This window comes from Mycobacterium sp., from assembly GCF_035314905.1.
Lineage (GTDB): Bacteria > Actinomycetota > Actinomycetes > Mycobacteriales > Mycobacteriaceae > Mycobacterium.
Genome location: NZ_DATFYW010000037.1, coordinates 44,122 through 51,490, shown reverse-complemented (window position 1 = coordinate 51,490; position 7,369 = coordinate 44,122). Strand labels below are relative to the sequence as shown.

The 7,369-nt window shown below is 68.6% G+C and carries 7 protein-coding genes; 4 read left to right on the top strand and 3 right to left on the bottom strand.

What is annotated here, in order from left to right:
* Positions 1-28 precede the first annotated feature (28 nt).
* A complete protein-coding gene (serS, locus tag VKG81_RS02885) occupies positions 29-1,288 on the top strand; it encodes a serine--tRNA ligase (protein WP_324389518.1) in 1,260 nt (419 codons plus the stop codon).
* A gap of 8 nt (positions 1,289-1,296) precedes the next feature.
* On the opposite strand, the gene VKG81_RS02880 is transcribed toward serS, so the two are convergent.
* Both VKG81_RS02880 and VKG81_RS02875 read right to left on the bottom strand, forming a co-directional pair.
* Positions 1,297-1,641, bottom strand: a complete 345-nt coding sequence (locus VKG81_RS02880; protein ID WP_324389510.1) for a hypothetical protein — start codon at positions 1,639-1,641, stop codon at positions 1,297-1,299.
* Positions 1,638-3,188: an MBL fold metallo-hydrolase gene (locus VKG81_RS02875; RefSeq protein ID WP_324389508.1), complete on the bottom strand. Its 1,551-nt coding sequence runs from the start codon at positions 3,186-3,188 to the stop codon at positions 1,638-1,640. The genes VKG81_RS02880 and VKG81_RS02875 overlap by 4 nt, the downstream gene beginning before the upstream one ends.
* 77 nt (positions 3,189-3,265) lie before the next feature.
* On the opposite strand from VKG81_RS02875, the gene VKG81_RS02870 reads away from it, so the two are divergent.
* Genes VKG81_RS02870 through VKG81_RS02860 form a run of 3 tightly spaced genes read left to right on the top strand, consistent with a single transcriptional unit; the run spans position 3,266 to position 5,639 of the window.
* The gene (locus VKG81_RS02870) at positions 3,266-4,045 is read left to right on the top strand and encodes a 1-acyl-sn-glycerol-3-phosphate acyltransferase (protein WP_324389506.1); all 780 of its coding nucleotides are present in this window, start codon (positions 3,266-3,268) and stop codon (positions 4,043-4,045) included.
* Positions 4,046-4,051: 6 nt separating this feature from the next.
* Positions 4,052-4,801: a lysophospholipid acyltransferase family protein gene (locus VKG81_RS02865; RefSeq protein ID WP_324389504.1), complete on the top strand. Its 750-nt coding sequence runs from the start codon at positions 4,052-4,054 to the stop codon at positions 4,799-4,801.
* Between the two features lie 22 nt (positions 4,802-4,823).
* A complete protein-coding gene (locus tag VKG81_RS02860) occupies positions 4,824-5,639 on the top strand; it encodes an HAD family hydrolase (RefSeq protein WP_324389502.1) in 816 nt (271 codons plus the stop codon).
* Position 5,640: 1 nt separating this feature from the next.
* Here VKG81_RS02860 and VKG81_RS02855 read toward each other — a convergent pair whose 3' ends face one another.
* A complete protein-coding gene (locus VKG81_RS02855) occupies positions 5,641-7,272 on the bottom strand; it encodes an N-acetylmuramoyl-L-alanine amidase (RefSeq protein WP_324389500.1) in 1,632 nt (543 codons plus the stop codon).
* Positions 7,273-7,369: the final 97 nt, after the last annotated feature.

Here is a 7,369-nt window from a genome sequence, read left to right as displayed (position 1 = left end):
GATCCGGCCCGAAAGTAGGGTTGCGGCCGTGATCGACCTGAAGCTGCTGCGGGAGAATCCGGACGCGGTGCGCGAGTCGCAGCGCGCCCGCGGCGAGGATCCCGGGCTCGTCGACGCGCTGCTTCGGGCCGATGCCGCTCGCCGGGCGGCGATCTCGGGGGCCGACAACCTGCGCGCGGAGCAGAAGGCGGCGAGCAGGCAGGTCCGGTCTGCCCCACCCGCCCAACGGCCGGCGTTGCTGGAGCGCGCCAGGCAACTCGCCGCCGACGTGAAGAACGCCGAGGCCGGACAGGCCGGCGCAGAGGCCGCCTTCGAGGCGGCGCAGGCGGCGATCTCCAACGTGATCATCGCCGGGGTGCCCTCGGGCGGCGAGGACGACTACGCCGTGCTCGACACGGTCGGATCGCCGTCGGCCGTCGAGAACCCCAAGGACCACCTCGAGCTGGGCGAATCGCTGGGCCTGTTGGACATGGAGCGCGGCGCCAAGGTCTCAGGCTCGCGGTTTTACTTCCTCACCGGCCGCGGCGCGCTGCTGCAGTTGGGCCTGCTGCAACTGGCGACACGACTGGCGGTGGACAACGGCTTCACGCTGATGATCCCGCCCGTGCTTGTCCGGCCCGAGATCATGGCGGGCACGGGTTTCTTGGGCGCGCACTCTGAAGAGGTCTACCGGGTGGAGGCCGATGATCTCTACCTTGTCGGTACGTCGGAGGTGCCGCTCGCCGGGTACCACGCCGGCGAGATCATCGACCTGTCCGGCGGGCCGCTGCGATACGCCGGGTGGTCGTCGTGCTTCCGCCGCGAGGCTGGCAGTTACGGCAAGGACACCCGGGGCATCATCCGCGTGCACCAGTTCGACAAGGTCGAGGGGTTCGTCTATTGCCGGCCCGCCGACGCAGAGGTCGAGCATGAGCGGCTGTTGGGCTGGCAACGCGAGATGTTGGCCGAGATCGACGTGCCGTATCGCGTGATCGACGTGGCCGCCGGTGATTTGGGTGCCTCGGCCGCACGGAAGTTCGACTGCGAGGCGTGGATCCCGACTCAGCAGGCCTACCGCGAGCTGACCTCGACGTCGAACTGCACAACCTTTCAGGCGCGCCGGCTTTCGATCCGCTACCGGGACGAGCAGGGCAAGCCGCAGACCGCCGCCACGCTGAACGGGACGCTGGCCACGACACGCTGGCTGGTCGCGATCCTGGAGAACCATCAGCAGCCCGACGGCAGCGTCCGCGTGCCCGAGGCGCTGGTGCCGTATGTCGGCGTGCGGGTGCTGGAGCCCAAGGGCTGATGCCGGCCCTATGGGTAGCGCTTGTCCGTCAGCGCGTCGAGCACCTCGAGGAATCGGTCCGGATCCGTGGGCGTGAGCGCGGGCTTCGGCCACGTGCCGGGCACGTCGAGCGTGATCAACGTCGACTTCAACGGCCGGCGCCCGTCCAGCGGCAGCCAGCGGATCAGGTCGGAGGTGCCCCAGATCCGGAACCGCTGGACTAGCAGTCCCAACGGGCTGACGCTGTAGCCCCGCACCGACCGCAGCGGGATGACCTTCGCGGTACCCGACGGAAAGTGATAGCGCCGCAACGTGATCGCCTCGCGATCGAGTTGGATCAGCCCGTCGTCGTAGTACATGTACGGCGTTGTCATGCCCGCTCGCTGCGCAGCTCGTGACCTCTCGATGTCAGGCAGCGGCCCGTCTCCAGGTCCCACTGCCAGCCATGCAGATTGCACGTCAGCGTTTTGCCTTCCACCACACCGAACTTCGACAGGTCAGCCTTCAGGTGCGGGCAGCGGCGTTGTACTTCCCACCCGTCGAGCACCACCGACGCGGTGTCGTCGTGCGCCTCGGCGAACCAGCCGTCGGCGTAGGCGATCCGCTCGTCGCTCAGGCACTTGAAGAACGTGTACAGGAACTCGTTGTAGCCCCCGACCCGCCAGGCCCGGAACCTGGTCGACAGGAAGATCGTGTTGACCCAGTCCGGCTCGTTGTCCCGCAAAACCGTGCGCACCAGCTCAGGCGCGATTGCGAAGCCGTAGCGAAACTTCTCCTCGGCAACGGGCTCCCGCACGGCACGCTTGGGGAAGTCCAGCACCACCGTTTCGGGCCCGAGCCGCAGCTCCACCGGATAGCCGATGCCGTCGCAGATCTGGTCGCTCCGGCTCATGATCGGTTCGAACACCGCCCGCAGCGGCTCCAGCAGCGGCTCACCCGCGGCCGGTGCCCACGACGCCTTCTCCGCCGCCAGCACCGGTGCCATCCGCTCGGCGTAGTCGGCGATGTAGGACGCCTTCTTGGTGGTGAAGAGCGCCTCCACCTCGTCGTCGGGCAGCGGATGACGCAGCGAATCCAACGATGAGCCCGAGAACGACGCCACCGAGCCGGGGATCATCAGCAGCCCCCGGTCGTGGCCGTGGCCGCGCATCTGCTCGAGGAACACCATCTGGTCGGGGAAGATGTTCGCCGCATCGCCGTGATCGTCGTTCAGGTCGCGCAGCTCTGGGTCCAGGAAGCACGGCGGGCCCGCTGACGGGATCACCCAGCTGGCCCCGACGGCAGCGATGTACTGCCTGCAGCGGTCCATCTGCCGCTGACGCTTCTGCCTGCCGAACGCGGCCTTGGCGCGTTCGGGCATGTCGTAGACCATCGGATACCAGATCGCCCCCGAGTACTGCAGCATGTGCACGTCGACCTGACCGAAGTCGGCGTGCACAACGTCGAGATCCACCGGACGGGCGTCGTTCATGTTGAACGCCACCGTGTCTCCGTCGTCGACCACCAGGCTGGAGTCACCGATCGGGCCGTCGGCCGGGGCCCGCAGCGCGATGATCATCACGTCGAGCTCGCCCTTCGGGCCGCCGACCCTGTGCTTCACCGAATCCGTGGTTTCGAGGAACCGGTGAAAGCCGAGGTTCTCCAACTCGCGGCGCAGATCCGGCACCGGATAGTCCGGCAGCAACACGACCGCGTCCTTGTTGACGTGCTCGCCCAGGTTTTTCGGGTCGAAGTGATCGCGGTGTAGATGCGACACGTAGAGGTAGTCGCACTCGCCGAGCGCAGCCCAGTCCAGCTCGCTGTTGTCGGGGAACGGGAACCACGAGCCGAAGTAGGCCGGGTTGACCCATGGGTCGCACAGGATGCTTCCGGCACGCGTGTCGATGCGGAACCCGGCATGTCCGATGCTCGTAACCTGCACGGGCCCGAGCTTAGCGGGAACGCGGTGTCGCCAGCCGCCACAGCCGCTGGCTGGCCACGCCCATTAGTCTCGACGGTGTGGAACCGGTTTACGCGACTGTGATCCAGACCGCCCGGCTGATCTGGCGGTTGCAGGGCCTTACCTTCAAAGTCAGCGGAGTCGAGAACCTGCCCGCCACCGGCGGGGCGGTCATCGCGATCAACCACACCAGCTACTTCGACTTCACGTTCGCCGGGCTGCCGGCCTATCGGCAGGGGCGGGGCCGCAAGGTCCGGTTCATGGCCAAGAAGGAAGTGTTCGACCACAACATCTCCGGGCCGATCATGCGCAGTCTGCGCCACATCCCGGTCGACCGCGGGAGCGGCGCCGAGTCGTACGCGAAGGCCTGCGAGATGCTCGCGGCGGGCGAACTCGTCGGCGTTTACCCGGAGGCCACGATCAGCCGCAGCTTCGAGATCAAGGAGTTCAAGTCGGGCGCGGCGCGGATGGCGCTTCAAGCCGGTGTGCCCATCGTCCCGCACATCGTCTGGGGCGCTCAACGGATCTGGACCAAGGGCCACCCGAAGAAGTTGTTGCGCCCCAAAGTCCCGATCAGCGTCGCCGTCGGGGAGCCGATCCCGCCGACATTGCCGGCCCCCGAGCTGACCGCGCTGCTGCGTTCCCGGATGCAGCACCTGCTGGAACGCGTGCAGGACGAATACGGCCCGTACCCGCCCGGCGAGTACTGGGTGCCGCATCGGCTCGGCGGTGGCGCCCCCACGCTCGCCGAGGCTGCGCGAATGGATGCCGACGAGGCGGCGGCTAAGGCGGCCCGCCGCGCCGACAGACAGTCCGGACAGGCCGGACAACGGGAGTGAGCAGCGATGGCCGAACCGGTCTTTCGGACCCTGGAGAGCCTGGTCAAGATCGCGGTCGCCGCGGCCGGGACGAAAATCGCCTACCACGGCCTGGAGAACATTCCCGAACAGGGCGGCGCGGTTGCCGCGATCAACCACACCAGCTACATCGACTGGCTCCCGGCCGCGCTGGCCGCCCATTACCGTCACCGCCGGATGCGGTTCATGATCAAAGAAGAGATGCGGCAGGTGCAGTTGGTCAGCTACCTGATCAGGCACACCGGCACGATCCCGGTGAACCGCAGCGCGGGGGCGCACGCATACGCGGTTGCCGTTGAGCGGCTCAAAGCCGGCGAGCTCGTCGGCGTCTACCCCGAAGCGACGATCAGCCGCGCCTTCGAGCTGAAGGAGTTCAAGTCGGGCGCGGCGCGCATGGCGCGGGAGGCCCGCGCGCCGATCATCCCGATCATCGTGTGGGGCGCGCAGCGGATCTGGACGAAGGACCATCCGAAGAACCTGCGCCGCAGAAAGATTCCGTTGACCGTTCATGTCGGCGGGCCGCTGTACGCCGACGACTCGGTCGAGCACACCGACGCCGTGCTGCGGGAGTCGATGACGGCTCTCCTGCAACGGGCGCAACAGGAGTACCCGCATCCGGCCGGCGCGTTCTGGGTGCCCCGCCGGATGGGCGGCAGCGCGCCGACGCTGCTCGAGGCCAGGGCGCTCGACGATGCCGAGTTGGCGGAGCGGGCAAGAAAACGGGCGGAGCGCGCGTGATTTCAGCGAGAAGCGTAGGCAGATGAGCCTGCCCGTCATGATCGCCAGCGACGTGGACGGGACCCTCCTCGACGAGGACGAGACGGTCACCGAACGCACCAGGGCCGCGGTGCGCGCCGCGGTGTCCTCGGGAGTGACGTTCGTGCTGGCGACCGGCCGCCCGCCCCGCTGGATCGGGCCGGTCGTCGACGCACTCGGGTTCGCCCCGATGGCGGTGTGCGCCAACGGCGCGGTCGTGTACGACCCGGACGCCGACCGGATCGTCTCGGCACGCACGCTGTCGCCCGAGGTCCTGAGCGAGCTGGCCGAGATCGCCGCCCGTGCGATCCCCGGTGCCGGGCTGGCCGTCGAACGGGTCGGTCGCAGCGCACACGATGCCGCCACTCCACAGTTCGTCAGCTCACCGGGCTACGAACACGCCTGGCTGAACCCGGACAACACCGAGGTGTCGTTGGCGGACCTGCTGAGCGCTCCCGCTGTCAAGCTGTTGATCCGCAAGGCCGGCGCGGGCAGCGCCGACATGGCGGCCGTGTTGCGCAACCACGTCGGCGTCGAGGGCGACATCACCTACTCCACGAACAACGGCCTGATCGAGATCGTCCCGCTGGGCATCAGCAAGGCGACCGGCATCCAGGAGATCGCCGCGCCGCTCGACATTGCCGCCGACGACGTGGTCGCGTTCGGCGACATGCCCAATGATGTGCCGATGCTGATCTGGGCCGGCCACGGCGTCGCGATGGGCAATGCCCATCCCGAGGCGGTGGCCGCGGCCAACGAAGTCACCGCGCCCAACACCGACGACGGCGTGGCCCGGGTGCTCGAGCGCTGGTGGCTGTGACTTACGGCTTCACCAGGGCCGAGAACCGCTCCAGCTGAGCGGGCGGCCCGTCCGGTGAGGGCGGCGGCAGTTCCAGCGCGACCCCGTCGATCACCCGCATCACGTTGGACGTTTCACGGTCGAAGTTCAGGGTGCCGTGCGCGAAGTTCTGCACGATCCACTCGGGCTCCTGGATCTCGCCGCTGGTCGGCAGTCCGAGGGGGCCCCGCTCGAAGCCCTGCCCCGCCCACGCGTCGTAGATCGCGCCGGTCACCGGGGCCGCGCCGGTCTCGGGGGACCAGTAGATCGCCCCGTGATTGAACCGGACGTAGCGGGTCGATCCGTCGCCGGACGTCTCCGGGGTGGTCGGCGCGCCCAGCGGGCCGGTCGGGCCACCGGTGGCCTGCCAGCGGTCGTAGATCGCGCCACCCCGCAACGAGTCGGCCAGATCCTTGGGCCCGACGGGCTGGTTGAACTTGGCCGCGATCTCGCGGATCTCGGGCAGCGCGGCATAGCCCGCGTTGCCCGGGCAGTCGGTGTTGCCGGTGTCGCGGTGAGCGAAGATGGTCGGCAGCGTCGGCCTCGCGCCCGCCGGGAAGAAGGTGAACGGGCCGCCCTCCGAGGTCAACTGCACCGTCCCCTTGGGGTCGACGCCGTCCATCGCGAGACGCCAGCCCAGCAGCCGGCCGACCGAGCGGATCAGCGGCTCCGTCGGCGGCACCGTTTCGAAGTCACCGATCATTGCCACCCCGAAGGTGTTCTTGTTGAACCCGCCGGTGTGAGAGCCCTGCACCGCGCGGGTGATGCCGCCGAAGTGGCCTTCGAACACCTGGCCGTACTTGTCGACCAGTGCGTTGTAGGCGATGTCGCACCATCCGAGCGTGCGGGTGTGGTACGCGTAGATCGCCCGGATGATCTCTGCGGAATCCTCTGGCGAGTAGTCGTTGCTGCCGGCGGTGTGGTGCACGATGGCGGCGCCAACTCCGTTGTCGTACACCGTATTTCCGCACCGCATCGATTCGTCGGCGCCCCACTGCGCACGGCTGATGATGTTCGGCGGCTGCCCGGGTGCGGCGACGGCGGTCGGCGGTGACCACGTGGTGTCGGCCGGAGCCTGCGGGGGAGTGATCAATACCGCGTTGAGGTTCTGCCCGAACGGCGCTTCGACGTTCGCGGGCACATATCCGAGGCTCGGCGCACCGGCTTTCGGTGCGGTGGTGGGTGGTGGGGGACCGCTGGGCGCGCCGGGGCGGGTGATCGCGATCTGAACGTCGGTGGTGCGGCCCACGAACACCGGTTCGGTGCCGCGCGGGCCGCGGTCGCCCTCGGATGGCCCGTCGGATTCGACCGCCTCGGCCTTGTACCACGGTCCCCACGACCCGTCGGCGCGCTTCGCGCGCACCTGCGCGGTCGTGCCGGTCAGATCCGCGGCCGTCAGCGCCACCATCGAAAACGGTGTTGCCTTACTGACTTCGCGGATCGTGACACCGGCGCCTACCCCGGTCAGCGGCTGCTCGGACAATTCCGCCTGAGCCGTGGCGGCGGGACGCTTGTCGTCGCCGCGAGGGATGCCGTCAACCGCCCATGGCAGCAGCACGACAGTCGCCGCGACCGCTGTGAACAGGATCGACGGCGCTGGGCGACGACACGGCACGGCCTGATGTTACGTATGGGACCATTGGTACCGGTGGTGCGACACGCAACGGCACCGCAGAGCCGAGGGGGGCGTGCCCTGCGGTGCCGTTCTTCCG

Coding starts and splice junctions, on each gene's coding strand:
- VKG81_RS02860 (WP_324389502.1), top strand. CDS start 4,824: ATGAGCCTGCCCGTCATGATCGCCAGCGACGTGGACGGGACCCTCCTC.
- VKG81_RS02880 (WP_324389510.1), bottom strand. CDS start 1,641: ATGACAACGCCGTACATGTACTACGACGACGGGCTGATCCAACTCGAT.
- VKG81_RS02865 (WP_324389504.1), top strand. CDS start 4,052: ATGGCCGAACCGGTCTTTCGGACCCTGGAGAGCCTGGTCAAGATCGCG.